The following is a 26,982-nucleotide window of genomic DNA, read 5'->3' on the forward strand; positions in this document are numbered from 1 at the left end:
AACGCACCTGCCCGACCGTGCCTACCCGCATGAGGCCAGCATCCTTCCCACCATTGAACCCACCCGATGTGCCTCCCCGCCAACGGCTCGCACAATCGCCCAGTTCCCACACCGCGCGCATTCTCAGAAAAGAATCAGGGTCATCGGCCCCACAGGCTTCGCTCCGGCGAGGCCGAACCAGACACGAAGTGCCTCGCATGCCACCGCGGCGTCCAGTGCGTGGAAGTCGGCATATCGGTGCGTTGCCGACGCTGAGATGAACTGTGGCCGTTGATCTTCCGCAGACCCGCGCTGTCCACTTCACACCGCGCTGGTTGCCGCAGCTGCGTACGTTCGGAACCGCGCTGTGGACGGCAGAAGAGTGCATTCGCGCTGTGCCGTTGGATTCACTACGTGAGAGTGCGCATTCAGGCAGGCGACAAGCCGATAACTATCACCTATGAGGTCCAAGGCGATGAGCAGCTGCGCTCGGCCGGTGATCATGTCATCCTGGAGTACGACACCCCGGACGGCGCCGAGGACGATGTGCATGTTCGGGGTGCCAAAGCCCTTCCCGACCAGTCACCGACGATCGGGGCGATGGATTCCTGATCTCGAGACAGCATCATGGACAAGTGCCGATCCATCAGCTGAACCTATACGAACCCACCTGGCCTAGGCACGCAGCTGAAGCCTCGGACCGGAGGCGCACCACGATTGGCTTGGGGTGCATTGGGATCCGCGACCGTCGCGTCGCGTCGTCTATCTCCCGATGTCGATGATGTTCGCGAAATCCGCTGCTGCGGAATTGATCTACGTCTCGGTCGAGTCGTGGGAGTACGGCTGCTGTGGAGAAGTCCCCGCCGAAGGCGGTTCGCTTCGCGCGGGTGTAACGGCGTTGCCGGACGAGGCGGGTGGGCAGTTTCCCGCGCCGTCCATACGGGACTGGGCTCCTGACTTGGAGTTGGTGCGATTCACCAACTTCTCCGCTCGGTGGGACCCGAGGTACGGGGACCCTCGTGGGCTGCCGCTCCGGCTGGCCGTGTCGTGGCACAATCAGGGCTCAGTGATTCCGGCGATCGTGGCAGACGTCGTCACCGTGTACCAGAAGTCGGTGCTGTATCAGCTTTCCGCCCGGGCCCTGATCCCACTGTGCAACACCATGGAATACACGAGAATTGCTGCCGTCGAACGGTTCCCGGACACTTCCGCACTCGAAGGGGAACAGACAATCGGCGCCCCGGTGCGAAACGTGTGCGGTGCGCTGATGGGGGTCCGGTTACGGTCATGCGAGGAACCATCAGCCGAGGCCTTCATCGAGTACCGCGACGGGCTCGAGCGGGCCTCCCGAACGGTTGATCTCATCGGACCGGCGGCCATGTTCGGGCCTGTGGTGCCCGGACGCGGCGATCGACTGACAGTCGATCTATCGGATTCGCGGCTCACGCTGCTCGGCAAACGGACTGAACTGTCCGGAGTAGTACACGGGCAGGCTGGTCAGGTCAGCATCGTCAACAACCCCGGGCAAGGATGGATCGACCTCGGCGACATCACCCGAGGCGCGCCAACGGACACGATCGACGCACCGCTGTATGTGGCACTAACGATCGAACCCAGCCGTCGGCCCGAACTCCCAAGCAATTGAGGACGTTCGCTCGAATACTTCGGCTTGACCTTGCCAGTCCGGTAATTCGGCATGTACGGATGTACGCGGCGACCGAACTCGTTTGGTGAGTCGGAGAAAGGATTGGTCGGATCGTGGCCTTCGATGGTGAGGCTGCTGGTATGAGTAACGACCCACTGTCCGGGGTAGAGCTGACGCGACGATTTCACGCTGAAGTGGTTGCGCCACTGCTGGCACGGTGCGCTCCACGGCTTCGGTATGCGGCCATCATCGCTCACTCGCCCTTGCTGATCAGCACAGGCAACTGATGCAGAACGTCTTACGCTGACGTGCGGATCCTGCGCGGCAGTAGATCTCACTGTTCGGAACGTTCGCCCAGCGGTGGTGTTGGCGCCGTCGCTGGATGAGTACGCGGACTATCAGGGGTTCAAGGGCACCGTGATTGCAGACGGTCCGTACATGGCAGCGTTGGCGGATCACTACGTAGAAGCTAGCCGGGCCTGGTGAACCCTATCGAGGCCCAGTGGGGCCCGCTTATCGGCGGTTGGCCGGAAAACGACAACGAAGCCCAAAGGTGGTGAAGACCCAGGAGAATCGAGCCCATGACTGGGCTGACGCTGACGACTGAGCGACGCACGGAACTTGCTGCCCTGCTGGAGGATGAGCAGCGGCTTCGACTGGAGTATCCGAAGGTTGCGGATTATCTCGATACTGCTCCGATGCTGCCGGGGACGGAGGACGCTGCTGCGGATGCGGCGTTCGATCTGCGGCTTGTGCATTACATGACTGGTGACGAGTCGGAGTCAGGGAATCCGTACTGGGACATCGTCGGACCGTCTGTCGGCGTCGCTGATGGCCGGCGAGTCGTCAACGGCGGCAGGACGAAGGGAAGTGCACGGTTGGCGTTTGCGCAGACGATCCTGCAAGCGGCGTACGCCTATGCGGTTCCGTCGCCGGAAACGATTGACTGGATGGCGCGGTTCAGTGCGGGGAAACGGGTGCTCGAACTTGGTGCGGGGCGTGGGTATTGGGCTGGGCAACTGACCTCTCGAGGCGTAGACGTCGCTGCCTTCGACGTAGAGCCACCGGACAGCACTACAAATGCGTCATTTCCGGGCGCGGCGGGGCAGTTGGACGTGTGGCACGCGGTCGGAGGACTGGAAAAGTTCGAGGCGGAACTCAACGGTGACACTGTGCTGTTCCTCTGCTGGCCGCCTGGGTGGGGCGAGCCGATGGCATCGCGGGCACTGCAGGAATTCGAATCGCGGGGCGGTAGTCGACTGGTCTTCATCGGTGAGCCTAAAGGCGGGAAGACTGGCGATGATGCCTTTTTCGACCGTCTCGGAGAGCGATGGGTGCTGGAATCGCAAGATACGCAGCATGTTTCGTGGTGGAACCTTGCCGATGTAGCGCAAGGCTGGGTTATCGAGCCGTAGCGTTCATGTTCCGCCTGGTCAGTTGCGGAGGTTGCGGCCGACCAGGCGGCAACAAGATTCGTAGACGATCGGGTTGCGTGTCGGGCGCCGTCGGCCGACTACGACGTGGACCTGATCTTCCCGTCGTTCTAGTGGACGCTGCGGGATCCGTGAATGTGAATCAGTGGCAGCGTGTTCGTGAGGCGTTGGGGTTGCCCGATGATGTGGTCCCGTACTCCCCGCGCAAATTGGTGGCGGGTCTCCTCGATGACGAGGGCCTCTCGGCTCGGGTGACCGCTGATGTGCTCCAGCATGCCGATCCGGCAATGACTCAGCGCAAGTACATGGAGCGCGGGCGGGTGCATCATGGGTGTGGCGGCGGTGGTCCACAAGATGGTCATGATCGGACTCGGTCAGGATGACGATGATCGTGACGCGGAGGGACGAGGTACGACTTTTGGGAGCGTTAGTGGAGCGGTTCGGGGTCTGGAAACGAATTCGACCCCTGACCAGTTCCGGTGATTCCCTGGTCAGGGGTCGGTTCAGGCTCCCCCATCTGGACTCGAACCAGAAACCTGCCGATTAACAGTCGGCTGCTCTGCCAATTGAGCTATAGGGGACTATCCTCGGTCCGTCTGTGCTAGGCGGGCCGAGGAGAAACTTTAGCGTATGGGCGGGCGCCCGCCCAAATCGCGTCGCTACCTGCTGACATGTGGGGTGGGGTCGAGGGTGGCGGTGGCGGCGCGGTGGTCGCTGCCGGGGGTGTGGCGGACGGTGGCGGCGCGGGGGGTGAAGCCGCGGGTGAGGATGTGGTCGGGGCGGGTGAGGGGGAAGTCGGCGGGCCAGGTGAAGCCGAGGCCGCTGCGGACGTCGTGCAAGGCGAGGGCGGAGAGTTCGGGGTCGGTGGAGGCGGTGTTGAGGTCGCCGAGGACGAGGAGTCGGTCGGCGGGGTCGCGGTGGACGAGGTCGGTGAGGGTGCGCAGGGTGCGGTTGCGTGCGTCGGTGTCGTTGAAGCGGATGGAGCCGAGGTGTACGGCGTAGACGGTGACGTCGCCGGTGGGGGTTTCGAGGGTGGCGCGTAGGGCGCGGGCCCAGCCTTGGCCTAGGTCGAGGCGTTCGACGTCGGACAGCGGGTAGCGGCTCCAGAGGCCGACGGTGCCGACGGTAGCGACGTGGGGGTGGTGTGGGTCCAGGGCCGCCGCTACGGCTGTTCGGTTGCGGTCGGTGAGTTCCTGTACCGAAATCACTGCGGCGTCGGTCAATTCGTCTGCTGTGCCGTCTGCACCGAGGTTCTGGGTGGCGACACGCAATGCGTCGGCGGACGGCTCGCCGTGCGGGCGGTCGACGAGTTCGGGGACGAAAACCACTACCCAAGCCAGGATCGGTGCTGTGACGGCGACGAGGCCCACTTTGGAGGCCGCGCAGAGGGCGACGAGGGCGAGCAGCAGCGTCGGGACGATCAGCCAGGGCAGGAAACTACCGACGAGCTGGCGAAACCCGCCGGTCTCGGGCAGTAGTCGAGGGGCCACCAGCAGTGCGGCGAGCAGTGCGGCGGCCGACGCGAGGGTGATGTCTCGAAAGGTTCCGTGCGGCATACCGGCAACGATGGACGCGGCAGATGAGAGGTTCATGAAACCGGTTCGCGTTCCACCGTTCTCACCTGGAAGTAACGGTACGGCCGCTATCAGGGGCGAGAATGAACACAAAGCGCTGAGCGCGTGGTGAATTGGGAACTCCTTGGCAACCCCGCTGAGCAGAGGAACGAGGTGGCCGTCATGAACGAATTCGCATGCGGCGATTGCTGGCGTCGCGAGAATCTGACCTTCCGAGAACTGCTGGATCCGGCGCACATCCGCCGCGGCCAGCGCCAGCTGTGTGACGAGCATCGGGCCAAGCGAGAGGAACTCGCCGCCTGAGCATCTGCCCTCCCAGTCCTAGCCGGATCGACAGGGCCACCGGCCGTCGGGCAGGATAGAGCCGCGAACAGGCAACTGGGAGGAGCACATCGAGATGCTGCGGTTGATCATCGGCGTGGCGGCCGGGTATGTACTCGGCAGCAAGGCCGGGCGGGCTCGCTACGAGCAGATCAGCGCGGCGACCCGGGCGCTCTCGGAGAGCCCGGTGACCCGCAAGCTGGTCCTCGTCGGCAGGCAAAAGCTGTCGGACAAGCTCAGCACGAAACCGCGGCTGGAACCGATGGAGCCGCTGGACGAGCGCACCACCATCCTCGTGCCGCAGGATCAGCTGCGCCGTTGACGACGGATCGATCGGGTGAGCCGATCCGTCGCCACCGATGCTGAGGATCCCGGGGTTGGTTACTAGGCCCCGGTAGCGAAGTCGGCGTGGTTGCCCATCGCCTGCGTCAACAGGCTCTTGCGGTACTGCTCCAGCGCCACCAGATCCCCGAACAGCGCCATGTACGCATCCGGCTGCTCGGTAGACGACACCCGCTGCAACTTCGACTTCAGCTCGGCGATCTGCCGCCCCACCCACGCCTCCTGCGTGCGCGCCAGCACACCGGCGACGAACCGTGGGATACCGGCCGCGTTCTTCACCGGCAGCGGCTCATTGGCCAGTTCGGACAGCAGCGCGCGCATCGTCAGATCGTCGGTGCGGTCCGCAACCGCGTTGACCCACTCCGCACCACCGAGCCCGGTCGAGGTGCCACCCACTTCGGCGATCAGCTGCCGAACCGCCGCATAGGCGGGATGGGTGAAGGCGTCGGCCTCCAGCGAGTCGAACACCGACCCGGCCATCGCCGGATACTGCAACGCCGCGGCGAGCACCTGCCGCTGCGGCATCAGCGTCGGATCGTTCGGATTGGGCCGTGCCGCAGGATGTTCGGCGACCACCTCGGCCTGCCGCGCGGGCGGCATCTGTCGCCCGCCGGCGCTACCGCCCCCGGTGCGGTTGCGCTTGGCTTCGTCACCGACCCGGCGGACCACAGTCTGGATGTCGTCCCAGCCGATCCACCCGGCCAACTTCGTCGCGTACGCCTTGCGCAACGCGTTGTCCTTGATCTGCGCGACCACCGGGATCGCCCGGCGCAACGCCTCCACCTGGCCCTCGGCGGTGTCCAGGTTGTGGTCGGCGAGCAGCCCGCGAATCACGAACTCGTACAACGGAGTACGCCGCGCAACCAGGTCGCGGACGGCACCGTCACCGGATTGCTGACGTAGCTCGCACGGGTCCTGCCCGTCGGGCGCCACCGCGATGTAGGTCTGCCCGGCCAGCTTCTGGTCGCCCGCAAAGGCTTTCAGCGCCGCCGCCTGGCCCGCCGCGTCACCGTCGAAGGTGTAGATGATCTCGCCGCGCCAGAAGTTGTCGTCGAGCAGCAGCCTGCGCAGCAGCGCGAGGTGCTCGTCACCGAAGGCGGTACCGCAGGAGGCGACGGCGGTTTTCACGCCGGCCAGGTGCATGGCCATCACGTCGGTGTAGCCCTCGACCACGACGGCCTGATGTCCCTTGGCGATGTCGCGCTTGGCGAGATCGAGGCCGAACAGCACCTGGGACTTCTTGTACAGGATCGTTTCCGGGGTGTTGATGTATTTGCCCGGCATGGTGTCGTCGTCGAAGAGCTTGCGCGCGCCGAAACCGATGACGTCGCCGCCGAGGTTGCGGATCGGCCAGAGCAGCCGACGGTGGAACCGGTCGATCGGGCCGCGCTGGCCCTGCCTCGACAGGCCCGCACCCTCCAGCTCCTTGAACTCGAAACCCTTGCGCAGCAGATGTTTGGTCAGCGTGTCCCAGCCCGCGGGCGCGTAACCACAGCCGAACTGCTGGGCCGCGGCGGCATCGAAATTGCGGTCGGTGAGGAACTTGCGCGCCGTCTCGGCTTCCGGCTCGCGCAGCTGGGCCATGTAGAACTCGTGCGCGGCGGCATTGGCGGCGACCAACCGGGAACGGGTGCCCCGGTCGCGCTGCACCGAGGTGCCGCCACCTTCGTAATTGATCTGGTAGCCGATCCGGTCGGCCATCTGCTCGACCGCTTCGACGAAGCCGACATGGTCGATCTTCTGCAGGAACGCGAAGACGTCACCGCCCTCACCGCAGCCGAAGCAGTGGAAGAGGCCATGATTGGGGCGCACGTGAAACGACGGCGACTTCTCGTCGTGGAACGGGCACAACCCCTTCATGGAGTCCGCGCCCGCGCGCTTCAGCGCGACGTATTCCCCCACAATGTCTTCGATGCGGACGCGGTCACGTATCGCCGCGATATCGCGATCTGGGAGTCGTCCGGCCACGGCAGTGAGCGTACCCGCAGAGGGGCGCCTTCTTCACCCTTGGCTCCGGCTCGACAGTCGCTCCGACGATGCGACCTGGCAGAAGATGGCAGTAGCACCCGAACTGGGCCGACGCGGCGGCGCGAGTTCCTGCTCCTCCGCCGAGCGCCAGGTCATGCTCGTCACACCGACCGAGGCAGGGCAGGCCGCGCGCTCGGCACGACGCAGTGACTGAGGACACCAGCGGCATCTCGAAGAACCGAGCCGTCTCCCGCGAGGTGCACCATCCTCATCGCACTGACCGATGGCACCGATCGCTGACGGGTACGCGCGCCGCGAGCACCGGATCCTGACCGACGCCGCCACCCGCTCGAGTCTGCTCTCCGTAACCGATGACGCCGATCACTGACGCAGCGACGCCGCCACCCGCTCCAGCCTGCTCTCCGTGTAGGACGCGATCTGATCCACGATCACCCGGACCCGCGCAGTGTCGTCAGCGGCTGCCTCCCACCATGGCAGCAACAGCGGTTCGAGGCTGCGCGGCGCTTCGCGGAGCAGCCCCTCGGCGACCGCTTGGATGCGCTCGCGCTGAGCTTCTTGGCGAAGTCGGTGATCTGGGTCGGACATGACGTAGCGAAGCGCGACGGTTTTCAATACGGCCACCTCGGCGGCGACCACCTGCGGAACCTCGAGGTCCGCACCGTACCGGGAGAGGGCGGCACTGCCGGCGGTCTCCCGAGTGGCAGAGATGGCGGCGGTGGCGAACCGCCCGACCAGTTCACTGGTGAGTCGTTTGAGCGCAACCGAACTGGCGAGCGTGCCGTCGTAATCGGTAACCGCAGCAACGACTGGCAGCTCGGAAAGCCGCTGCGCCGCAGCGACGAGCTCGTCCACGGACAGCGAGTAATGCTTGTGCCGACCGAGGCTGGCCAGCGCCTCCTGCTCGATCGGGTCGGCCAGCGCGCGCAGATCGATACGGCCTGCGATCACACCGTCCTCGACGTCGTGCACGGAATACGCGACGTCGTCGGACCAATCCATGATCTGGCATTCCAGGCTGCGGCGGCGCTCCGGCGCGCCTTTACGTACCCAGTCCAGCCGATCGGTATCGATGTCGTAAGCGCCGAACTTGGTGCCGGGACCTGTTCTGCCCCATGGGTATTTAAGAGCGGCGTCGAGCGCGGCACGAGTCAGGTTGAGACCGGCGCTCGCCCCGTCGGCGTCGAGCACCTTGGGTTCGAGACGGGTGAGAATGCGCAGGTTCTGCGCGTTGCCTTCGAAACCACCGTGCGCGTCGGCGAAGACATCAAGGGCTTTCTCGCCGTTGTGCCCGTACGGCGGGTGCCCGATGTCGTGCGCCAGCCCGGCCAGATCGACCAGGTCGGCATCACACCCGAGACCGTCGGCAATGCTGCGGCCGATCTGGGCGACCTCGATCGAATGGGTGAGCCGGGTACGCGGAGTGTCACCATCGCGCGGACCCATGACCTGAGTCTTGTCGGCGAGGCGACGCAGGGCCGCCGAGTGCAGCACTCTGGCCCGGTCGCGAGCGAACTCGGTGCGATGACCGGTCTCGAATTCACTGCGCGGCGGGCCGAGTCCCGCGGTTTTCGCGCGCTCGACGACCAGCCGTTCGCAATCGTGCTCGGTGTAACCGTCCACTACTGCCCTGCCGTATATCGGAAGTCCGCCGCGAAATGGGTGAGCTGGTACCAGAGCAAAGCGCCTGTCTCCCTGGCGATTCCGTGTGCCTGCGACTCACGGGTGTACACCGCGGGCCCGGTCCTGGTCGGCGCGGTCCACGCGTCCAAGCCCTCGTCGCGGGCCATGGTGCGGGTGCGCAACGAATGCCACGGATCGCTCACCAGCACCGCGGAGCCCATGTCGCGGGCCTGCATGGCCGTCGCGACCGCCTCGACGCTGCGCAAGGTGTCCGAACCGGTCTCGACGGCAAGGATCTTGTCGCTCGGCACGCCCCGCGATTGCAGATAGTTCTTGCCGGACGCCGCCTCGGTGTACAGATCACCCTCCTGCTTACCGCCCACCGTGATCACCCGCGGCGCCACACCGAGCCGGAACAGCCGGTAAGCCTGGTCGAGTCGCGCCTCGAACACCGAGGAGGGAGTGCCGGAGTATTGCGCGGCGCCCAGCACCACGATGGCGTCGGCCGTCGCGTAGTCGTCGATGCGCGCCACCTGCCACACCCGGAACGCCGTCCCGCCGACCAGCACCAGCCCCATCAACACCGACCCGACGATCAGCCGTCGAACCCACCGCAGCACCCCCGCGCCTTTACCTCGCGGCAGCACGGGGTCGGGCACCGAATCGGCTCGAGCGCGCATCGTTGGCGAATCCACTCCCCAAGTCTGCCAGTACGTGTGCTTCGCCCGCGTTTTTCGCCCGATCTACCAGCCGCGTTCCCGCCACTCGGACAGGTGCGGGCGCTCGGTGCCGAGGGTGGTGTCGTCGCCGTGGCCTGGGTAGACGACGGTGTCATCGGGGTATCGGGCGAAGAGTTTGGTGGTGACGTCGTGGTAGAGGCTGTCGAAGTCGGCCGGACCGCTGGTGCGGCCGAGTCCGCCGGGGAACAGCGAATCGCCGGTGAACAGGTGGACCTGGCCTGCGCCGTCGGTGAGGGCGAGGGTCACCGAGCCGGGAGTGTGCCCGCGCAGGTGGATGACCTCGAAGGTGAGGTCGCCGATGGCGAGGTGGTCGCCGTCGGCCAGTAGCCGGTCGGGGCGGACCGGGAGCGGGTCGGCGTCGAGTTGGTGGGCGGCGGTGGGGGCGCCGGTGGCGGCCGTCGTCTGCTTCAGCGCCTGCCAGTGGTCCGGATGCTGATGCGTCGTCACGATCAGGGCGATCTGGCCGGGCGCGACGTGGTCGACGAGTGCCTCGAGCCGCTCGGGATCGTTCGCGGCATCGATGAGCAGCGAGGCACCGGTGGCCGTGCACTGCACCAGATAACAGTTGTTGTCCATGCCGCCGACGGACATCTTGACGATGCGGGCACCCGGCACGTCCCGCTGCTGCGGATCGGCACCCGGCGACACATGGCCGGTATACGGGCGATCGATGGTGATCACACCGACGATGCTATCGACCACCCGCAACGTCGGCCATCCCCGCACGCCGCGTCTTCATGATCAACGGCACATGGCTGCGGCATCTCGCGAGTAAAGCTCACCACCATGTGCCGTTGATCATGAGCCGGAACTTCCGGTTGCGGCGTTTACCAGCGGCCCAACGGCTGGGCCACGCGATAGATTCGTGCCATGCCGCTTCCGAATCGTGTTGCCCGCTGGACCTCCCGGATGGTGCTCGGCGTGCTGCTCGCCGGGACCGTGCTGCTGGGTGCGCCGGTGGGTTCGGCGGAGGCACCGCTGCGGATGGACACCTATGTCGTCGACTCGGCGCAGGCACTGAACGGCGGGCAGCTCGATCGGGTGCAGTCGGCGGTCGACGAACTGTATGCCGATCAGCAGCTGCGGCTGTGGGTGGTTTACGTGCGCGATTTCGGCGGGCTCGGCCCGGAGGCATGGGCGCAACGCACGGCTGCGGAGTCCGGGTTCGGCAGCCGCGATCTGCTGCTCGCGGTCGCCACCAAGGATCGCGCGTACTGGTTCTACGGCGAATTACCCAGTGGCGTCAGCGATTCCGAGTTGAACAGCCTGCTGACGCGCCAGGTGGAGCCCGCGCTGCGCGACGGCAGGTGGGCCGATGCGGGCGTCGAGACGGCGGACGGACTGAAGAAAGCCAGGCAGGGTGGCGGCGTGCATGTCGGCTTCCTGCTCGTCATCGCCGCGCTGCTGGTGCTCGTGGTGGGCGGGCTGGTGCTGTTCTCCCGCAAGCGCCGTCGCGACCGGGCGAAGGGCGAACTGGCGGCGGCACGGCAGGTGGACCCGGACGACACCACCGCCCTCGCCGCGCTCCCGCTGGAGGCACTGCACGCACGCTCGCGGGAGGCGCTCGTCGAGATCGACAACGCGATCCGCACCAGCGCCGAGGAACTGGAGCTGGCGACCGGTGAGTTCGGCGCCACCGCGGCCCTCCCCTTCCAGACCGCCCTCGATCACGCGAAAGCCGCAGCCGCCAAAGCCTTCTCGATTCGCCAGCGGCTCGACGACGACATCCCGGAAACCCCGGACGAACAGCGCACGCTGCTCGTCGACCTGATCGGTACCGTCGGGCGCGCCGATCGCGAACTCGACTCCCAGGTCGCCGAGTTCGACGCCATGCGCAACCTGCTGATCAACGCCGCCGACCGATTGGACGGGCTGACAAGGGATCTGGTCGAGCTGAAGAGCCGCGTGCCCGCCGCCGAGGCGGAGTTGTCCCGGCTCACCGCCGCGCACCCGGCCAGCGTCCTCGCCCCGATCCACGACAACGTGGCCATGGCCGGCGAACGAATCACCTTCGCGGAGCAGAACATCGACGCGGGCCGTGCAGCGCTTACCCAGCCCGTGGGCAAGCAGGGTGGCGCGGTCGCCGCGATCCGCTCGGCGGAGGCGGCGGTCGGCCAGGCCCGCACCCTGCTCGACGGCATCGACAACGCGTCCGCCAATATCCAGCAGGCCCGCGACGGCCTGCCTGCGGTGCTGGACGAGCTGCGCCGCGATATCGCCTCTGCCACCGAGCTTTCCGGCTACGGCGGCGCGGACCTGGCCGCCGCGACGGCGAGCGCACAGACCACGTTGGACAAGGCCGAGTCCACCGCGACCGCCGACCCGCTCAACGCCTTCCACGACGCGGTCGCCGCCGACGGCGAGCTGGACCGCGCCATCGCGGCGGCCACCGACCGCAAACTCGCCGCCGAGGACCTACGGCGCAGGCTCGACCAGGCGCTCACCGCGGCCGGCTCCAGGGTGAGCGCCGCCGCGGACTACATCACCACCCGGCGCGGCGGCATCGACGCCGAAGCCCGCACCCGACTGTCCGAGGCGCAACGCAATCTCGATGCGGCACAGCAGCTGAGCACCACCGACCCCGCGCGAGCCCTGACCAGCGCCCAGGCCGCCGCCGACCTCGGCGGACGCGCGTTGCTGGCCGCCCAGGCCAGCGTGCAAGCCTGGGAAACACGTCAGCCGATGTCGGGTTCCTCGCATGCCGGGGCGGTGCTCGGCGGCATCCTCATCGACGGACTGCTGCGCGGCGCGGCGAGCGGTGGCCGCCGATCCGGTTCCGGCGGCTGGAGCACGGGGTCCTACGGCGGCTCGTCGGGTTCGCGACGGATCAGCCAGGGCGGACGATTCTGACCGCTTGACCCTGACACCGTGTGAGGTCATAGACCAGGAGTCGTTATGTTCACCATCGGAGACTTCGCCAGGCACGGACAGGTGTCGGTACGCATGCTGCGCCACTACGACGCGATCGGGCTGCTGCGCCCGGATCGGGTCGATGAGCACAACGGCTATCGCTTCTACTCCGGCGGTCAGCTGGCCCGGCTCAATCGCCTTGTCGCACTGAAGGATCTCGGCTTCACGCTGGAGCAGGTCGGTCAGATCCTGGACGATCAGGTGAGCGGCGCGGAACTGCGCGGCATGCTCACGCTGCGCCGTGCCGAGCTCGAGCAGCGCATCGCGGGCGATCGCGCCAGACTCTTCCAGGTCGAGTCGAGGCTCCGCATCATCGAGAAAGAGGGCGTCATGCCTGTTCATGATGTGATGATCAAATCCCTGCCTGCGGTCCGGGTCGCCGAATTATCCGCTGTGGCCGCCGATTTCGAGCCCGGCTCGATCGGGCCGGTGATCGGGCCGCTGTTCGAGGACATCTGCGCGCGGCTGGAGAAGGCCGGTGTGCCGATCGTCGGATGCGGGATCGCGTACTACGAGCACCGCGACGACGGCACAGTGCTCGCGCACGCCGCGATGCCGGTCGACATCGACCCCGACGACGCGCACGATTTCACCGTCGTCGATCTGCCCGCCGTCCCGCAGGCCGCCACGGTCGTCCATCGCGGCAGCATGAACGAGGTGCTGGAGCCGTGGCAGACGCTGGGCCGCTGGGTCGAGGACAACGGCTACCGGCTCAGCGGCCCGAGCCGCGAGGTGACGCTGGTCTACACCGAAGACCCGAGCGGCTGGGTCACCGAACTACAGGAGCCCATCGTCGCGAAGTAGACCGCGGCGCATGACCTCGGTTGTTGCTCAGACCTGAACAGTGACCGTATGGAATCCGGACGGGCCGGTGGGGAACGGCGGGCGATGACGCCCCTCCTGAACCTCACCGGACCGGCTGATCGTCCTGGCCTGCACGCGGTGCTCGCCCGGCGGTAGTTCCACCGTCGTGCGCCAGCGGCGCCATGCGGACGGAGCGAGCTCGGCGCCGAGATCGGCTGGGCGCCAGTCACCTTCGCCCACCCGCACCTCCACCCCCGCGACACCATGCGGCGGCGCCCAGGCGACCCCGGCCACCGTGGTGGTGCCCGCGGCGGACCGGCCCGGTGCGGTCACATCGATGCGGGCCTGCGGCGTCACCCACAGCGGGCCGGACGGCCAGCCGCGCCGCCACCAGTAGTCGACGTGGTCGTCGTCGGTAAGTTCCAGTTCGCCAAGCCATTTCGCGCCGGTGTACTGGCCGTAGAGGCCGGGAACGAAGACGCGAGCCGGGAAACCGTGTGCCGGGGTGAGTGGTTCACCGTTCATGCCGATCACCACATAGCCGGGCCATTCCCCGGAACGTAGCGGCTCGATCGGCAGCGAGATCGAATAACCGTCCACGGCTCTGGTGACCAGCCGAGTGGCATCGGATTCCGGGATGGCGTGCTTCAGCAGATCGGACAGCGGCACCCCGTACCAGCGACCGTTGGCCGCGCGGCCCTCACCGGCATGGTTGTGCACGCACACCATGACCGCATCGAATTCCACCGCGTCCTCGGCCAATTCGTGCAGCGACAACCGCAGCGGGTGCGCCACTTTACCTTTGACCGAGAGCCGCCAGTGGCTCGGATCGATCCGCGGCGCACGCAGATTCACGTCGGCGACATACATCCGGCGCGCGGCGGTGACCAGTGGCGACAGCCCCGGCTCGTCCTCTAGCCCGTCCTGCGGCACCACACCGAGTGCACCCATCGGGCCGATCCGGCGAATCTCGTTGTCGTGCTTACGGTCCAGATCGTGCTGCAAGGTGTGCGCGGCCGCGAACATTCCGGCGCCGGTCGCCGCCCAAGCCAGCGTGCCGAGCACACCGCGCGGACGCCTGCGCAGACCGGCGGCGAGCACTCCGGTAGCCGCCACGGCACCGGCAACGGCGGACGTCGAACGCGTCGGCAGTCGCATGGCCAACGCGCCCGCACCCACGCCGAGCGCGGTGGCCGCGGGTGTGCGCAACCGTTCGGGCAAGGCACCGAGCCCGACGACGGCCGCGATCACCCCCACACCGATACCGGACCGGGTCATGATCTTGTCGTGCCTACCGGACATCGCCACCGTGGTCTCCACGACAGGCACCGGGGCGACATCGATGGCCGCCCGCCCCAGCGTGTCGATCAGCGAGCCACCCCTGGTCGCCGCGATCGCCTCACCGACACCCAGCGCCGCCACGCCCACCGCGGCCGCCGCAACCCGTCCGCCGCGTTTCCGGTCTCCGTTTGTCACCACCGCCGGCACACCCGCTTCCGCCTATCGTCCGCTGTCACCCAGCATTCTGCCCGACCGAGGCCATCGGCCAGCCGGTTTCCCCCGCAGCCCGGCCAGGTGGACGCCCGGCGACCAGTTGAATTCGTGCTGGGCATACAACCCAGCCGCACAGGCTACGAGTACCGGCTCACTCCTCGATCGTCTCGGCGGCCAACGCGGTCAGTTCTTTGCGGACCGCCGCGAGCAGCCGGTCGGCGTCGGTGCCGCCACCGAGTAGGCCGACGGCCAGGCGTCCGTGGAAGGTGTACACGAGGAAGGTGACCGCGGCGGATGCGCCGGTCGAGGGACGGGGGTGTGCGGAGAGATAGACGATTTCGTAGTCGGTGAAGACAAGGCCCGCAGGTGTCCGGAAACGCGGCACCGCGCCGGTGTTGGTGATCGCGACATGACCGGCGAGAGAGTTAATTCGACTGGGGCCGAAGAAGTCGGGAAAGTGCAGCACCGACTGTTGCACAACGCCTTCGGCCAGGTCGTCGCGGAGCCGTTTCGAAACCCGCTGAGCCAGTTCGATAACGCTCTCCGAGAGGTCGATGTCGGCGGCGAAGGACGCGAGTCCGGCCATGTTGGTGCCCTCGGCCGGTGCCACCCGCGGATCGAGTCGTGGGCGCATGTCCACCGGGTACAAACACCCCAACGGCACCGAACCATCGGCACTTTCGGACGCATACGCCCGCAGCAACGCGGCGGTGATCAACCCGTTGACGCTGACGCCCCGTTGATGGCCGAGCCTGACGATCCGCGCCGTCATCGCCTCATCCAGCAGCGCACGCGTCGGCCTGGCAAGCGAAGCAGGTGCCGGTTCACCGCCCGGGACAGCCTGCGTTTCCGGCGGCAGCGGCCGCGTCACATCCTCGAAGCCGGTCACCTCCCCGGCAGCGATGCCACGTTGCGCCAGATGCCACTCCAACGGTTGCGGATAGTCCTGTGGCACAACACTTATCGGCGTGGATTCGACGATGTCGGTGTAGAAGTCCCAGAACCGCGACAACAGTTCGACGCAGTGCCCAGCGTCCGCGATGCTGTGGTGCGCGTAGAGCGTGACCCGCCACCGATCACCACCGGACCCCACCGCATCCAGATAGGCCAGCTGCGTCGCCGGGTCCACCACAGCAGCGGGCAAACCCACAGTCTGCACATCACCCTCGACCACCGAGGCCTCGACAGGCGAATCCTCCGGGCGCAGAAGATAACCCGCCCCCGCCTCGTCATCCAGAATCCGGCAGAGCACCACCGGATACGCCAGCTGTAATGCGGCGAAAGCCTCTTTCAACGCCGCCGCATCGAGCGCCCCCGTCACCGACACCGACCGGCCCGTGTAGGTGCCGTGCCGAACAAACCGCTGTTCCGACGGTGCCAATACGCGCACCATCGCATCCTCATCCCGCAACACCTCGCAAGCGTGCGGCAACACCGGCGGACGCGCAAACCGCGGGATGCGCCAGACTGGCAGGCATGAGTCTCGCCGCGCATCTGGAAGAACTCGGCCGCCCCCTGGTCGAGCATCAGCTCGACCACCCGACGGTCGCGGGCATCGCCAAGGGCGACCTGCCCGAGCCGATCTTCCGTTCCTGGCTGGAGCAGGACTATCTCTTCCTGCTCGACTACGTCCGCGTCTTCAGCCGCCTGGCCTGGCAGGCTCCCGCGGCCCATCTCGGCGACCTGGTGGACCTGGCGCACGCCACCTACCACGACGAACTCGCACTGCACCGCTCGCTGGCCGCGGAGTTCGGCGCCGACCTCGGTGGTGCCGCCAAAGGCCCTGCCTGCCAGGCCTATACGGCGTTCCTGCTCGACTCGGCCGCCGACTACGCCGAGGGACTAGCCGCCCTGTATCCGTGCATGTGGGGCTACTCCACCCTGGGTGCCCGCCTCGCCGAGAACCCGCCCGCCGAACCGCGCTACCGCCGCTGGGTCGACACCTACGCCGACCCCGGCTTCGCCGCCCTCACCCGACGCTGCGCACAGATGATCGACGAAGCCGGGGCCGACACCGCCCGGGCGGAGCAGCTGTTCCTGGAGGGCATGCGCCACGAACTCGCCTTCTGGGACGTTCCCGCCTGAGGCAGCGAATCAGGGGCGCAGCACGATCTTGCCGCGGGTGTGCCGCTGCTCGAGCTCCCGGTAAGCCTCCTGCACCTTGTCGAGCGGATACGCCCCGGCGATCGGCACTTCCAGGGTGCCCGCCGCGGCGAGATCCGCTAATTCGGTGAGCACATCGATAGTCCCCGCGGCGGCATTGCCGTCGCCTTTCACGCCGTACTTCTCGACGGCGGCGAAGTTGATGATGGTGTCGATCCGCTCGATCGGCACGCCGAGTTCCACAGCGATGTCCACATAGTCGGCGCCGAACGTATCGATGAACGCGTCCACGCCCTTCGGCGCGGCGGCCCGGAGTCGTTCGATCAGTCCGTCGCCGTACGCGACCGGTGTCACGCCGACCTTCCGCAGCCAGTCATGGTTGGCCGCGCTCGCGATACCGATCACCTCGGCCCCGCGCGCACGCAGCAGCTGCACCGCGATCGAGCCGACGCCGCCCGCGGCGCCGGACACGACGACCGTATCGCCCGCGTTGGCTTCCACCGCCCGTAGCGTCGCGAAAGCCGTTGTCCCCGCGACATATAGGGCGCCCGCGACGTCCCAGTCCAGTCCGGCGGGCTTGGGCGTCACCTGGTCTACCGGCACCATCACATGCGTCGCGTGACTGGCCCGGTGCTCGGTGAACCCGAGCACCTCGTCGCCGACCTCGACCCCGCCGACGCCGTCCCCGACCTCGACGATCCGCCCGGCGAAGTCGCTGCCCTCGCCCGACGGAAACGTCGCGGGCCACTGCTCGCGGAACACCCCGCTGCGGATGTACGCCTCACCCGGATTGATGCCCGCCGCGACGACCGCGACCACCACCTGCCCCGGCCCGGCGGTCGGCGTCGGCACCTCGACCACCTTCAACTCTTCGATTCCGCCATATCGATCGAACTGCACCGCTCTTGCCATGCTCGGCTCCTCGTTTGGGTGACTTACGGCATTTCGAGCGTCAACCGCGCGCCAGGACCGGTTCATTCCCATCGGCCTGGGCCCGAAATCCATGGTTTCGCAATGGGACTCTGCACGCACCCATGCCGTCAAGCCCGCTGAACACGTTCGCACCTTGTCGACCGATTCCTTGCGCTCCGGCAGCCGGTCTACACACATGGACCACTGTTCCGCGAATCCAGGGAGAACCCCATGAACCGTCCCGCCGTGACCACCCGCGACGAGTGGCTGGCAGCCCGCACCAGCCTGCTGGCCGAAGAGAAGGCGCACACGCGCCGACAGGACGAGCTCGCCGCGAAACGCCGCGCACTGCCGATGGTCACGGTGGACAAGGACTACGTATTCGACGGCCCCACAGGCAAACTCACGCTGCGCGACCTGTTCGAGGACCGTCGCCAGCTCATCGTCTATCACATGATGTGGCGGTGGGACCTGGACGCGGGCTGCCCGAGTTGCGCGGTATTGCTCGACAACATCGGACATCTGGCGCACCTGCATATCCAGGACACCAGCTTCGCCGCGGTGTCGCGTGGCCCGTGGGACACGCTCAGCCGGTATCGCGAGCGGATGGGCTGGCAGTTCCCGATGTACTCCTCGTACGGCAGCGATTTCAACTACGACTACCACGTCACCATGGACGAGTCCGTCCGCCCGATCGAGTACAACTATCGCACCAAGGCGGAGATCGAAGCCAACGGCACTACCTACCAGCTCGACGGCGAACAGCCTGGCACCAGCGTCTTCTGGCGCGACGACGACGGCGCCGTCTTCCACACCTACTCGGCCTATGCTCGCGGCGGCGATGTCCTCATCGGCACCCACAACTACCTGGACTTCACTCCGCTCGGCAGGCAGCGGCACGTCGGCGAGGCGATGCATCACGACAGTTACGGCACCGATGCCGCGCACTGCCACTGAACAATTGCGGCGCGGATCACGCGCCACCGCTTACTCTGACCAGTGTGGGTGCGGAGAATGTGCGGGCGTCTGATGCCGATCGCGAGAAAATCGTCGAACAACTACGTTGGGCGATGGACGAGGGCAGGTTGACCCTGCACGAGTACGACGACCGGCTGCAGCAGGTGTACGCCGCCAAGACCTACGGCGAGCTGACCCCGCTGCTGTCCGATCTGCCCGCGCACCGCGGTTCGCGCGCGGCGCAGGTGAGGCCGGTACCGCAGTGGGTCGTCATCATGTGGACCCCCTGGGTGTTCGTGAACATGCTCTGCCTGCTGATCTGGGCGGCCACCGGCATGGGCGACTTCTGGCCGTTCTGGGTGGCGGTGCCGTGGGGTTGCGCGCTGCTCATCCCGACGGCGATCGGAATCATTGTGCGCGGCAACGGTTCCGGGCCACAGCAGCCACCGATGCCGCCGCTGCCACCTGTCCCGCCGAAGCTCTGAAACACCGAGGCAACGACGAACGACCCGCACCGATCACCGGTGCGGGTCGTTTCGTTCGAGTGTCGCGAAAGCCTCAGGACCCCAGCAGATGCTGAGCCAGGTACCCCTCGACCTTGTCCAGCGCGATCCGCTCCTGCGCCATCGAATCCCGCTCGCGGATGGTCACCGCCTGATCGTCGAGCGTGTCGAAGTCGACGGTGATGCAGAACGGGGTGCCGATCTCGTCCTGGCGCCGGTAGCGGCGGCCGATCGCGCCCGCGTCGTCGAACTCGACGTTCCAGTTCCGGCGCAGTTGCGCCGCAAGGTCTTTCGCCTTCGGCGTCAGATCCGCGTTGCGCGACAACGGAAGCACGGCCGCCTTGACCGGGGCCAGCCTGCGGTCCAGTCGCAGCACCGTGCGAGTGTCCACGCCGCCCTTGGCATTCGGCGCCTCGTCCTCGGCGTAGGCGTCGACCAGGAACGCCATCAGCGAGCGGGTCAGGCCGGCCGCGGGCTCGATGACGTAGGGGATGTAGCGCTCGTTGGTGGTCTGATCGAAGAAGCTGAGCTCGGTGCCCGAGTGCTCGGAGTGCGTCTTCAGGTCGAAGTCGGTGCGGTTCGCGACGCCCTCGAGCTCACCCCACTCGTTGCCCTGGAAGCCGAACCGGTACTCGATGTCGGTGGTGCCGGCCGAGTAGTGCGACAGCTTTTCCTTCGGGTGCTCGTAGAGCCGCAGGTTGTCCGGGTTGATGCCCAGATCGGTGTACCAGGAGAAGCGGGTCTCGATCCAGTACTTGTGCCACTCCGCGTCCTCGCCCGGCTTGACGAAGAACTCCATCTCCATCTGCTCGAACTCGCGGGTGCGGAAGATGAAGTTGCCGGGGGTGATCTCGTTGCGGAAGCTCTTGCCGATCTGGGCGATACCGAACGGCGGCTTCTTGCGCGCGGTGGTCATCACGTTGGCGAAGTTGACGAAGATGCCCTGCGCGGTCTCGGGCCGCAGGTAGTGCATGCCGTCCTCGGACTCGATCGGGCCGAGGTAGGTCTTGAGCATCATGTTGAAGTCGCGCGGCTCGGTCCACTTGCCGACGGTGCCGCAGTTCTGGCACGCGAGCAGTTCCATCGAGACGGTGTCCGGGTCATCGATCTTGTGCTTGAGCGCGTACGCCTCCTGCAGGTGGTCCTGCCGGAAACGGTGATGGCAGTTCAGGCACTCCACCAGTGGATCGTTGAACACACCGACGTGGCCCGAGGCCACCCACACCTGACGCGGCAGGATCACCGACGAGTCGAGGCCGACGATGTCCTCGCGGCTGGTGACCATGGACCGCCACCACTGCCGCTTGATGTTCTCCTTGAGCTCGACACCCAGCGGACCGTAGTCCCATGCCGACTTGGTGCCTCCGTAGATCTCACCGCTCGGGTACACCAGACCCCGGCGCTTGGCGAGGTTGGCAACGGTGTCCACCTTCGACTTGGGTGCCACGCGAGAATTCTCCATCCACTACGAGTCGGATTGTGCGTTCAGGCTCTTGTTTTGCGTGTACGCAACGATACGAAGACAGACTATCGGCCCTGCCTGTCCGACTTTCCACCGCACGCCTAACCTCCTGCGCTTCGCGGAAAATGCCGGTCCCCCGGCGCGCCCGTTTGACATGCGCAACTATGCATATCAAAATGGGATCGCTTTCCAATAAGGAGTTGGTGCCATGACCGCCGAGACCGCCGCCGCCCATCCGCACAACCCGTACCGCTCGCCCGCGCCCGCGCCGGTACCGGCGCGGACCGTCCTGGAGGACGCGGGCGAGCTGCTGCGAGCCCTGGCCGCACCCGTCCGCATCGCCATTGTGCTGCAACTGCGCGAGTCGCCGCGCTGTGTGCACGAATTGGTCGACGCGCTCGGGGTGACCCAACCGCTGGTGAGCCAGCATCTGCGCATCCTCAAGTCCGCGGGCGTCGTACACGGCGAGCGGTCCGGTCGCGAGGTGCTGTACGAACTCGTCGACGACCACCTCGCGCACATCGTGGTCGACGCCGTCGCGCACGCCGAGGAAGGGTAATTCGTGTCAGAGAACACTGTCGTTCCGCAGAAGCCGGTCGGCATCCGCAGCACCAGACAGCGCAGTGCGATCGCCGCACTGCTCGGTGATATCGAAGAGTTCCGCTCCGCGCAGGAATTACACGACGAGTTGCGCAAGCGCGGCGAGGGCATCGGCCTGACCACGGTCTATCGCACGCTGCAGTCGCTGGCCGACGCGGGCATGGTCGACGTACTGCGCACCGACACCGGCGAATCGGTCTATCGGCAGTGTTCTACCGGACACCATCATCATCTGGTGTGCCGGCATTGCGGGCGCACCGTGGAGGTCGAGGGTCCGACGGTGGAGGCGTGGGCGGGTGCCATTGCGCGCGAACACGGTTTCACCGAGGTCAGCCACACCATGGAGGTGTTCGGCACCTGCCGGTCCTGCGCGACCGCGGGCAACGGCGACGGCCGGGTGGTCGAGTAGTCCGCTCAGCGGACCGCGCTCTGGTTAACACCACCCCTCCCCCTACAGATTTCAACGCGAGCCCGAGAGAACGCCCGGACTGAACCGGGTGTCGAACGCTGGGTTCGCACATCTTCTGGGAGGCAGCGTGCGCTCGATTCCATCTGTGGCTGCGGCGGGCAACCGTCGAATCCGCACCGCCGCAGGAACGGTCGCGCTGGTCGGCGTGGCCGCGCTCGTGCTGACGGCATGCAACGACAAGGTAGGCACCGCAACACCGACCTCGGCTGTAGCCAGCAGTGCCGCAGCCACCAGTGTCGTCGCCAACGGTCAGCCCGGCGGCAAGAGCGGGCAGTCGACGGTTCGGGCGGTCGGCAAGACCGGCTGGTTCGACGGCTTCGCCATCACCGTCGACAAGGCCACCCTCGTGCCCGACGAATACGGCGGCGCCAAGGTGCTGATCGACATCACCTACAAGAACACCACGCTCGACAACAAGACCATGGGCAACAACACCTCACTGCTGGTCGACGACGAGGTCGACGGCGGAGCGAGCTGGGACAACCCGACGGTGCCCGGCGGTGGATCGGCGACCGGCAAGGTGACCACGCCGGTCAAGTCCGCCAAGGACGCCGAGCACCTGCTCGACACCATGACCGTGGTCTACGGGCAGGCCTCGGACAATCAGACCAAGATTCCGCTCAGCGCCGCAGGCAAAGTCGAGAGCGTGCAGCCGAAGACGTTGCCCATCACCGGCACGCTGGTGCAGGGCCACACCACGATCGAGGTGACCGCAGGCAAGCTCGACCCGAGCTACGCCAAGAACGAGCGCGGCAAGAACGAACTCGCGTTGCACATCAAAATCAGTGGCGGACAAGGGGTTCCCGCAGGTGGAGCGAACATCTTCACCGAGTACTTCTCGCTGAAGACACCGGACGGGAAAACCGTCGTCGCCGACGACCGCAGCCCGATCAACGAACTGCTCGACGCAGGCAAGACCATCGACAACCCGAAAAACTACGTCGTGTTCGTCTTGCCGACACCCAGCACCGGTGACTACGTGCTGAGCTACAACAGCCAGAAGGAAGAGGGCGCGGCTACCGCACCAACCTTCGCGTTCACCGTGAGCTGAGATTCGCCAGACCGACCTCGATACCGGTCGGCAGCGCAAACCAAAACCGCCGAAAGTCACCTCCTGCGTGCGAGGAGGTGACTTTCGGCGGTGCAGGCTGACTCAGCTCGCGGTGACGGGAACCGGTGCCGGAGCGGGAGTTTCGGCGATGCTCCGGCCGCGCAGTGCGCCGACCCCGAGTAGCCCGAGTGCTGCGACGGCCCAGATCAGCAGTATCGCAAGAGGACTCGCGGCGCCTGCGCCGTCGAAGAAGGCGACGGAGCGGAGCAGGGAGGCGGCGGCGCCGGGCGGGAGGAACTGGCCGATGGCGCCCCACGGCTGCGGGAGCAGTTCCGGGGCCGAGGTGGCGGCGGAGAACGGGTTGCCGATGAGCAGCATGGTCAGTGCGGCAATGCCGATGCCCGCTCGGCCGATTACGGTGGCGAGTCCGACGACCGCGCCGGCGACCGCGAACGAGACGAGTCCGGCGACGGCGGACAGTTCGAGGTAGGAGCCCGGCACCACCGACATCCAGCCGTGGATGATCTCCATGCTCAGCAGGCCGCCGACTACGCCGAAGGTGAGCAGCCCCAACGCTTTTCCGGCGACGGTCGGGATCACCAGGCTGAGCAGTACGCCCGCCGCGATGCCCGCCATCACCAGCGGCAGCACCATGGCGCCGAACGCGGTGCCGCGCGGGTCGTCGGAGTCGGCGGCGACCACATCCTCGACCCGAGGCGCCGGGGCGCCGGACATCTGCTGACCGATCTGGGTGAGTTGTTGCGCGACAATCGGACTCGCGCCGGAGGCGACCAGCACTCGGGGCGGTCCGTCGCCGGTGACGATCGCGCCGTAGACCTCGCGGTCCGCGATGGCGGCGCGGGCGGCGGCCTCGTCGGCCGGACGGGAGATGTCGAAGGCGCCGGGGCTGTGCTCGGTCAGCCGACTCAGCACCATCTCGGCCTGCGGACCGGTGACGGCGATGGGCAGATCGCGTGGGTTGATATTGGCGGCGGGCCAGGCGAATGCGATCAGCATCAGGGCCTGGAGCAAGGCGGCGCCGACACCGACGGCGAGCGCTCGCTGCATCGTATTCATGACATTCTCCCGTAAATCGAATGATCGTTCTCTTTCGATGGGCATATCGTCGCGCGGGGCTGCGGACTTGTCAAGAACGGATGTTCGTTTTACTTTGGAGGCATGCCCAGAGTCAGCGAAGAACACCTGGAACGCCGCAGGCAACAGATCCTCGAGGCGGCCCGCCTCTGCTTCGCACGCAAGGGCTTCCACGAGACCTCCATGCAGGACGTCTTCGCCGAATCAGGGCTGTCGGCCGGGGCGGTGTACCGCTACTTCAAGAGCAAGAACGACATCATCGCGGTCTTGGCCACCCAGACCACGCTCCCCCTGCGCGCGCGGATGACCGAACTGATCCGCGCCGATCCCCTGCCCACGCCGGACGTGCTGGTCGCCACCCTCGCCCGGCACATGGTCGCGAACAGCGGACCCGACGGACCGCTGCGGCTGGCCCCCCAAGCGTGGGCACTGGCGCTCATCGACCCCGATGCGGCGCAGTATGTGAAAGAGGCGATCCTCGGCCTCCGCGACCGCTGGTACGAGTACACCGAGCGCATGCGCGACGCAGGGTGGATCCCCGCCGACGCCGACATCCACGCGGTAGCCACCGCCCTCATGGGCGTGCTGCCCGGATTCATCTTGCAGCACTTGATCATCGGGGATGTCGATCCCGAAACCTTGGCCCGCGGCATCCGCACGCTACTGCCCTACGGGACTTCGGAAGCCTGACAAGGTGTGCGACAGCCTCTGCCCGTCGATGCGGCCGGGCAGGTCATCAGGGGGTCAGAGGCTGAACGCGATTCCGCGCAGGATCAGCGCGACGAGGAACACCGCGGTGAACGCCAAGTCGATCGCCATCCCACCGGCGCGAATCGGCTTCAATACCCGCCGAACAGGTGCGATCACCGGCTCGGTCGCGGCGTGCGCCAGTTCGCGGGGACGGTTGGCCCAGCTGGGATTGTTGCCGAGTGCCGTCATCCAGTCGAACACCATCCGAGCCAGCAGCAACACGATGAACACCGTCAAGGCGTACCCGATCAGGGTCCCGATGAGGCTCATGTCCAACTCCTTCGTGGTGGCCGCGTTGGCCCTCTCACCAGTGTCAACGCAGCGGACGGGGTCAAAAGTGTCGCGTTTGCCGGGTTCTCAGCCGACTATCAGGTCGGCAGCGACTCGTTCGCCGGCGGACCCATCCCCCAGAAACTACCGGCAGTGCGATCCGTTCCAGGCCATTGATCGCGGACTACACCTGTGTAAGTGTCGGAACCTCATGGGATGAATCTGTTCGTCGAAAGGGAAAACCGCAGTGACCGTTTCGAAGAAGACCGCCGCCACCGTCACCACGCTCGGTGCGTTGACCGCCGCGATCGCCCTCGCCGCCCCCACCGCGGGCGCCGCGGTCACCCGGATCGATATCGCACCTGGCCTGAGCTTCGGCAGCTCGGGTTCCTACGGCACCGGCTGCTCCTACACGGTCACCGCGACCGCACGACCGGGCGTCGCGGTGGTCTTCCTCGACGAGGTCGACGGAAACCGGACCGACACCACGTTCAAGCCGGTCGGTCCGGTCGCGGACGCCTCCGGCAAGGCCAGCACCACCTGGACGCCCGCCAAGAAGGGTGAGCACAAGATCTGGGCGGCTGAATACATCGCGGGTGAGACCTACTTCCTCACCTCGGTGACCGTCGGCACCGGCCTCAACGCCGGCCCGGCCTGTGTCGTACTGCCGTAAACAGCCGTACGCCGCTGGCACAGCGGCACTTACGGGGTCAGGGCAGGAGACCCTGGCGAGCCCGCCCGGCGCCGGACAGCACGAGGACCAGCATGGTGGCCAGCGCTTGGTCGTCGAGTCCGGCGGCGGGGAAGGTGTAGCGCAGGATGATGTCGGCGAGTTTGTCGTGCGCGATGACGGTGAGCGAGCCGAACTGCAGTGCGTTGTTCCGCTCGGCCACCCGCTTGTGCAGCTGCGGTTTGATCGGGCGGTCCCAGGCGAGCACGCAGGTGAGCGTGAGCACGTCCAGGCCAGGCGCGAGGTTCACCGCGCGCAGCGAGCACAGCGCACCCTCGTACTCGAACCCGATCGAGCCTTCGGGGTCGACGCGCACGTCGATGTCGTAGAGCGACAGGCAGGCGCCTGCGCGGGCTTGCAGTTCGTGTTCCGGGGTCACCGATGATTCCATGTCCGCGCCGCCGTTCATTTCGTGCCGCCGAACCGGCGGTCCCGCGAAGCGTACTCGAGGCATGCGGCCCACAGGTTGCGCCGGTCGAAATCGGGAAACAGGGTGTCCTGGTAGACGTATTCGGCGTAGGCGGACTGCCAGATGAGGAAGTTCGAGCTGCGGAACTCACCGGAGGGACGCAGGAACAGATCCACGTCCGGCATGTCCGGCTCGTCCATGTACTTCGCCAGCGTCGCCTCGGTGACCTTCTCCGGGTCGATCTCCCCCGCCGCCACCCGTCGCGCGATTTCCCTTGCCGCGTCGGCGATTTCGGCGCGTCCACCGTAGTTGACGCACATGGTGAGGGTCATCACCGTGTTGTCCTTGGTGAGCTCCTCGGCGACCTCGAGTTCGTTGATCACGCTGCGCCACAACCGAGGTCGCCGCCCGGCCCAGCGCACCCGCACGCCCATCTCATTCATCTCGTCGCGGCGGCGGCGGATCACGTCGCGATTGAAGCCCATGAGGAAGCGCACCTCCTCGGGGCTGCGCCGCCAGTTCTCGGTGGAGAAGGCGTAGGCCGAGAGCCACTTCACGCCGATCTCGATACACCCCTCGACGGTGTCCATCAGCACGGCCTCGCCGCGTTCGTGGCCCGCGGTGCGCGGCAGTCCGCGTTCCTGTGCCCACCGGCCGTTGCCGTCCATCACCAGCGCGACGTGTTTGGGCACCAGCACGGCCGGGATTTCCGGCGGACGCGCGCCCGAGGGGTGCTGCGAGGGCGGACGAACAGTGCGGGGTGCGCCCGACTTGGTCGCGGTGGAGGAGTCTCGGCGGAGGATCACGGCCCCTATCCTGC

Annotated in this window: 28 protein-coding genes and 1 tRNA gene; 15 read left to right on the forward strand and 14 right to left on the reverse strand. The window is 66.8% G+C overall.

The features are described 5' to 3' along the window. Positions 1-393: 393 nt before the first annotated feature. The 3 genes from IBX18_RS32860 (at position 394) to IBX18_RS32870 (ending at position 3,039) form a co-directional block, all read left to right on the forward strand. Positions 394-591, forward strand: a complete 198-nt coding sequence (locus IBX18_RS32860; RefSeq protein WP_194837400.1) for a hypothetical protein — start codon at positions 394-396, stop codon at positions 589-591. Positions 592-751: 160 nt separating this feature from the next. Next, positions 752-1,624, forward strand: coding sequence for a hypothetical protein (locus tag IBX18_RS32865; RefSeq protein ID WP_194837401.1), 873 nt, complete (start codon positions 752-754; stop codon positions 1,622-1,624). A 581-nt stretch (positions 1,625-2,205) separates the two neighbouring features. Beyond that, complete coding sequence (locus IBX18_RS32870; protein WP_194837402.1) at positions 2,206-3,039, forward strand: hypothetical protein; 834 nt, start codon at positions 2,206-2,208, stop codon at positions 3,037-3,039. Positions 3,040-3,565: 526 nt separating this feature from the next. Here the strand turns inward: IBX18_RS32870 and IBX18_RS32875 are convergent. Together IBX18_RS32875 and IBX18_RS32880 are read right to left on the reverse strand one after the other, a co-directional pair. Next, positions 3,566-3,638, reverse strand: a tRNA-Asn gene (locus IBX18_RS32875). A gap of 78 nt (positions 3,639-3,716) precedes the next feature. After that, positions 3,717-4,613, reverse strand: a complete 897-nt coding sequence (locus IBX18_RS32880) for an endonuclease/exonuclease/phosphatase family protein (protein ID WP_194837403.1) — start codon at positions 4,611-4,613, stop codon at positions 3,717-3,719. A 180-nt stretch (positions 4,614-4,793) separates the two neighbouring features. On the opposite strand from IBX18_RS32880, the gene IBX18_RS32885 reads away from it, so the two are divergent. Together IBX18_RS32885 and IBX18_RS32890 are read left to right on the forward strand one after the other, a co-directional pair. Next, entirely contained in the window at positions 4,794-4,934 is a 141-nt protein-coding gene (locus IBX18_RS32885) for a hypothetical protein (protein WP_186818640.1), read from the forward strand. A gap of 94 nt (positions 4,935-5,028) precedes the next feature. After that, complete coding sequence (locus IBX18_RS32890) at positions 5,029-5,274, forward strand: hypothetical protein (RefSeq protein ID WP_107654933.1); 246 nt, start codon at positions 5,029-5,031, stop codon at positions 5,272-5,274. 62 nt (positions 5,275-5,336) lie between these two features. Here IBX18_RS32890 and dnaG read toward each other — a convergent pair whose 3' ends face one another. The 4 genes from dnaG to IBX18_RS32910 all read right to left on the reverse strand — a co-directional run bounded on the left by dnaG (position 5,337) and on the right by IBX18_RS32910 (position 10,324). Then, the gene (dnaG, locus tag IBX18_RS32895) at positions 5,337-7,262 is read right to left on the reverse strand and encodes a DNA primase (RefSeq protein ID WP_194837404.1); all 1,926 of its coding nucleotides are present in this window, start codon (positions 7,260-7,262) and stop codon (positions 5,337-5,339) included. A 381-nt stretch (positions 7,263-7,643) separates the two neighbouring features. Continuing rightward, complete coding sequence (locus tag IBX18_RS32900; RefSeq protein ID WP_194837405.1) at positions 7,644-8,903, reverse strand: deoxyguanosinetriphosphate triphosphohydrolase; 1,260 nt, start codon at positions 8,901-8,903, stop codon at positions 7,644-7,646. After that, on the reverse strand, positions 8,903-9,583 hold the full coding sequence (locus IBX18_RS32905; protein ID WP_194837406.1) for a YdcF family protein: 681 nt from the start codon (positions 9,581-9,583) through the stop codon (positions 8,903-8,905). Before IBX18_RS32905 ends, IBX18_RS32900 begins: the two co-directional genes overlap by 1 nt. Positions 9,584-9,646: 63 nt before the next feature. Beyond that, a complete protein-coding gene (locus IBX18_RS32910; RefSeq protein ID WP_194837407.1) occupies positions 9,647-10,324 on the reverse strand; it encodes an MBL fold metallo-hydrolase in 678 nt (225 codons plus the stop codon). A 189-nt stretch (positions 10,325-10,513) separates the two neighbouring features. Between IBX18_RS32910 and IBX18_RS32915 the strand changes: the two genes are divergently transcribed. Both IBX18_RS32915 and IBX18_RS32920 read left to right on the forward strand, forming a co-directional pair. Further along, complete coding sequence (locus IBX18_RS32915) at positions 10,514-12,493, forward strand: TPM domain-containing protein (RefSeq protein WP_194837408.1); 1,980 nt, start codon at positions 10,514-10,516, stop codon at positions 12,491-12,493. A 45-nt stretch (positions 12,494-12,538) separates the two neighbouring features. Then, entirely contained in the window at positions 12,539-13,357 is an 819-nt protein-coding gene (locus IBX18_RS32920; RefSeq protein WP_194837409.1) for a MerR family transcriptional regulator, read from the forward strand. Positions 13,358-13,384: 27 nt separating this feature from the next. Here IBX18_RS32920 and IBX18_RS43255 read toward each other — a convergent pair whose 3' ends face one another. Together IBX18_RS43255 and IBX18_RS32930 are read right to left on the reverse strand one after the other, a co-directional pair. Further along, complete coding sequence (locus IBX18_RS43255) at positions 13,385-14,836, reverse strand: molybdopterin-dependent oxidoreductase (protein ID WP_194837410.1); 1,452 nt, start codon at positions 14,834-14,836, stop codon at positions 13,385-13,387. A gap of 166 nt (positions 14,837-15,002) precedes the next feature. Then, a complete protein-coding gene (locus tag IBX18_RS32930; protein ID WP_306796522.1) occupies positions 15,003-16,265 on the reverse strand; it encodes an acyltransferase in 1,263 nt (420 codons plus the stop codon). 62 nt (positions 16,266-16,327) lie between these two features. On the opposite strand from IBX18_RS32930, the gene IBX18_RS32935 reads away from it, so the two are divergent. After that, positions 16,328-16,936, forward strand: coding sequence for a TenA family protein (locus tag IBX18_RS32935; RefSeq protein ID WP_194837411.1), 609 nt, complete (start codon positions 16,328-16,330; stop codon positions 16,934-16,936). Positions 16,937-16,945: 9 nt separating this feature from the next. On the opposite strand, the gene IBX18_RS32940 is transcribed toward IBX18_RS32935, so the two are convergent. Further along, positions 16,946-17,866 (reverse strand): NADP-dependent oxidoreductase, encoded by a 921-nt coding sequence (locus IBX18_RS32940; protein ID WP_194837412.1) that lies wholly within the window; start codon positions 17,864-17,866, stop codon positions 16,946-16,948. Positions 17,867-18,097: 231 nt separating this feature from the next. On the opposite strand from IBX18_RS32940, the gene IBX18_RS32945 reads away from it, so the two are divergent. Further along, a complete protein-coding gene (locus tag IBX18_RS32945; protein ID WP_194837413.1) occupies positions 18,098-18,823 on the forward strand; it encodes a DUF899 domain-containing protein in 726 nt (241 codons plus the stop codon). 44 nt (positions 18,824-18,867) lie between these two features. Beyond that, positions 18,868-19,308 carry a DUF1707 domain-containing protein gene (locus IBX18_RS32950; protein WP_194837414.1) on the forward strand — a complete coding sequence of 147 codons (441 nt, stop codon included), beginning with the start codon at positions 18,868-18,870 and terminating at the stop codon, positions 19,306-19,308. A 73-nt stretch (positions 19,309-19,381) separates the two neighbouring features. On the opposite strand, the gene IBX18_RS32955 is transcribed toward IBX18_RS32950, so the two are convergent. Continuing rightward, positions 19,382-20,773, reverse strand: a complete 1,392-nt coding sequence (locus IBX18_RS32955; protein ID WP_107654921.1) for a glycine--tRNA ligase — start codon at positions 20,771-20,773, stop codon at positions 19,382-19,384. 223 nt (positions 20,774-20,996) lie between these two features. On the opposite strand from IBX18_RS32955, the gene IBX18_RS32960 reads away from it, so the two are divergent. From IBX18_RS32960 to IBX18_RS32970, 3 genes are all read left to right on the forward strand, one after another. After that, the gene (locus tag IBX18_RS32960; protein ID WP_194837415.1) at positions 20,997-21,347 is read left to right on the forward strand and encodes a helix-turn-helix transcriptional regulator; all 351 of its coding nucleotides are present in this window, start codon (positions 20,997-20,999) and stop codon (positions 21,345-21,347) included. A 3-nt stretch (positions 21,348-21,350) separates the two neighbouring features. Beyond that, positions 21,351-21,797 (forward strand): Fur family transcriptional regulator, encoded by a 447-nt coding sequence (locus IBX18_RS32965; RefSeq protein ID WP_194837416.1) that lies wholly within the window; start codon positions 21,351-21,353, stop codon positions 21,795-21,797. A 127-nt stretch (positions 21,798-21,924) separates the two neighbouring features. Then, entirely contained in the window at positions 21,925-22,908 is a 984-nt protein-coding gene (locus tag IBX18_RS32970; protein ID WP_194837417.1) for a hypothetical protein, read from the forward strand. Between the two features lie 102 nt (positions 22,909-23,010). On the opposite strand, the gene IBX18_RS32975 is transcribed toward IBX18_RS32970, so the two are convergent. Continuing rightward, positions 23,011-23,985, reverse strand: a complete 975-nt coding sequence (locus IBX18_RS32975) for a hypothetical protein (protein WP_194837418.1) — start codon at positions 23,983-23,985, stop codon at positions 23,011-23,013. 102 nt (positions 23,986-24,087) lie between these two features. On the opposite strand from IBX18_RS32975, the gene IBX18_RS32980 reads away from it, so the two are divergent. Next, the gene (locus IBX18_RS32980) at positions 24,088-24,693 is read left to right on the forward strand and encodes a TetR/AcrR family transcriptional regulator (protein ID WP_194837419.1); all 606 of its coding nucleotides are present in this window, start codon (positions 24,088-24,090) and stop codon (positions 24,691-24,693) included. Positions 24,694-24,747: 54 nt separating this feature from the next. On the opposite strand, the gene IBX18_RS32985 is transcribed toward IBX18_RS32980, so the two are convergent. Then, positions 24,748-25,023 carry a YggT family protein gene (locus tag IBX18_RS32985; RefSeq protein WP_194837420.1) on the reverse strand — a complete coding sequence of 92 codons (276 nt, stop codon included), beginning with the start codon at positions 25,021-25,023 and terminating at the stop codon, positions 24,748-24,750. Between the two features lie 247 nt (positions 25,024-25,270). Between IBX18_RS32985 and IBX18_RS32990 the strand changes: the two genes are divergently transcribed. Next, complete coding sequence (locus IBX18_RS32990) at positions 25,271-25,696, forward strand: hypothetical protein (RefSeq protein ID WP_194837421.1); 426 nt, start codon at positions 25,271-25,273, stop codon at positions 25,694-25,696. A 37-nt stretch (positions 25,697-25,733) separates the two neighbouring features. Here the strand turns inward: IBX18_RS32990 and IBX18_RS32995 are convergent, their stop codons facing one another. Both IBX18_RS32995 and IBX18_RS33000 read right to left on the reverse strand, forming a co-directional pair. Then, positions 25,734-26,162: a YbjN domain-containing protein gene (locus IBX18_RS32995; protein WP_194837422.1), complete on the reverse strand. Its 429-nt coding sequence runs from the start codon at positions 26,160-26,162 to the stop codon at positions 25,734-25,736. Then, positions 26,159-26,977 (reverse strand): isoprenyl transferase, encoded by an 819-nt coding sequence (locus IBX18_RS33000; RefSeq protein ID WP_194837674.1) that lies wholly within the window; start codon positions 26,975-26,977, stop codon positions 26,159-26,161. Before IBX18_RS33000 ends, IBX18_RS32995 begins: the two co-directional genes overlap by 4 nt. Positions 26,978-26,982 lie beyond the last annotated feature (5 nt).

Source organism: Nocardia sp. XZ_19_369, assembly GCF_015355715.1.
Taxonomy (GTDB): Bacteria; Actinomycetota; Actinomycetes; order Mycobacteriales; family Mycobacteriaceae; genus Nocardia.